2 protein-coding genes and 1 rRNA gene are annotated in these 1,940 nt (G+C 54.2%); 2 read left to right on the top strand and 1 reads right to left on the bottom strand.

Annotated features, from left to right (window positions below):
• Positions 1–169: 169 nt before the first annotated feature.
• Positions 170–285, top strand: a 5S ribosomal RNA gene (rrf, locus tag BLT00_RS24525).
• Between the two features lie 118 nt (positions 286–403).
• Here rrf and BLT00_RS24530 read toward each other — a convergent pair.
• Positions 404–805: a lysozyme inhibitor LprI family protein gene (locus BLT00_RS24530; RefSeq protein WP_092150310.1), complete on the bottom strand. Its 402-nt coding sequence runs from the start codon at positions 803–805 to the stop codon at positions 404–406.
• 142 nt (positions 806–947) lie between these two features.
• Here BLT00_RS24530 and BLT00_RS24535 point away from each other — a divergent pair, with 142 nt between their 5' ends.
• Positions 948–1,406 (top strand): SRPBCC family protein, encoded by a 459-nt coding sequence (locus tag BLT00_RS24535; RefSeq protein ID WP_092150313.1) that lies wholly within the window; start codon positions 948–950, stop codon positions 1,404–1,406.
• The last annotated feature ends 534 nt before the right edge of the window (positions 1,407–1,940 follow it).

Here is a 1,940-nt window from a genome sequence, read left to right on the forward strand (position 1 = left end):
ATAACACCCAAGCAATTTGTATGCTCCAAGCCAAAGGCGAAAGAGACCAGATTGCGGTGTGTGAAGACGAAACGAACCGAAAGTTCGAGAGACTCGACAGCAACACACAAACTATCGCATACCCATTCGCTGGAACGTGACCGCAAGGCACGCGCTGGCTACCGAATTTCTTGACGACCATAGAGCATTGGAACCACCTGATCCCATCCCGAACTCAGAAGTGAAACGATGCATCGCCGATGGTAGTGTGGGGTTTCCCCATGTGAGAGTAGGTCATCGTCAAGATTAAATTCCGAAACCCCTATCTGCTGATGCAGGTAGGGGTTTTGTTTTTGCCTGAAACAAAAAGCTTTAGCCAAAAAAAGGATGACCTGTAGAGTTCATCCTTTTTTGCATCCGGCCCTTAAGCCCCGGGTACTGGGCAGCTCAGATCCCCTTCCTTGCACTTGAGATAGGTCTTGAATGCCTCGATCCGGGCTTTAGTCTGGGCGGTGATGCAGTTGCTGTAGATCAGCGGGTAGACGCTACCGCCCTCGACTCCGGAGGCGGAGAAATTGCATTCGGCATCACGGAAGCCTATCCAGGCACGCTGCGCCTTGACCAGCATCTGTTTGGCCTGCGGGTTGTCCTTCAAGCGTGCTGTGATCAGCTTGTACAAGCTGTTCAGCTCGTTGTCGGCGGCCTTGTTTTCTTTGGCTGCGCATTGGTTCATTTCGCCTTGAGTGGTGGCGTCGGCGCAGTTGTCAGCCTGGGCAACAGTGACGAAAAGCAGCGGCATCAGGGCCAGAAGCAAGCGCAGGGACATGTTTGGTCTCTCCTTGAGGGGATTGAAAACGCCGGGTGAGTTTACATCGCTCCCTGCGGTTTTAAAGAAGGCGATACTGATACAACTTTCTGGTTGGCGTTGTGGTCTTACAAGCCTACTGTTGAAACACAGGAGGTGACCCATGCATTCATCCGACCGCATTGAAAGAAAGATCCTGCTCAAGGCCCCGCGCTCCCAGGTATGGCGTGCCCTGGCCAATGCCGAAGCTTTCGGCCAATGGTTCGGTGTTGCCCTTGAGGGGAAACGGTTTGTGGCAGGGGAGCGTACCCAGGGGCAAATCACTTATCCAGGTTACGAGCATCTCATCTGGGACGTGGCGGTGGAACGGGTGGAGCCCGAGCGGGTGTTCTCGTTTCGCTGGCATCCTTACGCTGTCGAGCCGCAGGTGGATTACTCTCAAGAGTCCGAAACCCGGGTGCAATTCGAACTTGAAGACATGGATGGCGGCACCCTGCTCAAAGTCGTGGAGTCGGGTTTCAACAACATTCCCGAGGCTCGCCGGCTCAAGGCTTTTCGCATGGACAGCCGTGGTTGGGACGAGCAGATGGCCAATATTGAAGCCTTCCTGGGCAAGTCTTGATAGGAGGGACTGCTGAGGGGCTAAGGGTTTTCGGAGGGGGCGGTGTAGCGAATGTCTTACACGAGATGGTAGCTATGTCGTCTATTTCGTTTTGGATCCGAGGCGTAATCTGGACTCATCCACTGAAGCACAGGAAGTGCTCAGGATCAGGGACGATCGACCTTGCAAGGAAAGCTATCGACAGGGAGTCGTAATGGTCTTGGAAAAACCCGCTTCGGCGGGTTTTTTTTCGCCCGCAAAAATCTGAGAAGGCCCTATAGCGAAACGCTTACACGCCTTTGCTGCTTTCTCGTCTTTTTCCAAGATCCCCATGGGCCTAATCTATGTTCATCCACTGGGTACAGGGAGTGCTCGGGGTCATGGATGATTGGACCAGGCATGGAATGCCGGACAGGGAGTCAAATTGGTCCTCAAAAAACCCGCCTAGGCGGGTTTTTTTTCGTCTGCTAAAAAGTGGCCTGATCATGCCAGGCGCCGGGTCATGGTGCGGTCGGAACCATCGGCAGCCAAGGTCTGGCCTCCCGGCGTCCGGTC

The organism is Pseudomonas sp. NFACC51 (assembly GCF_900103575.1).
Lineage (GTDB): Bacteria > Pseudomonadota > Gammaproteobacteria > Pseudomonadales > Pseudomonadaceae > Aquipseudomonas > Aquipseudomonas fluorescens_Q.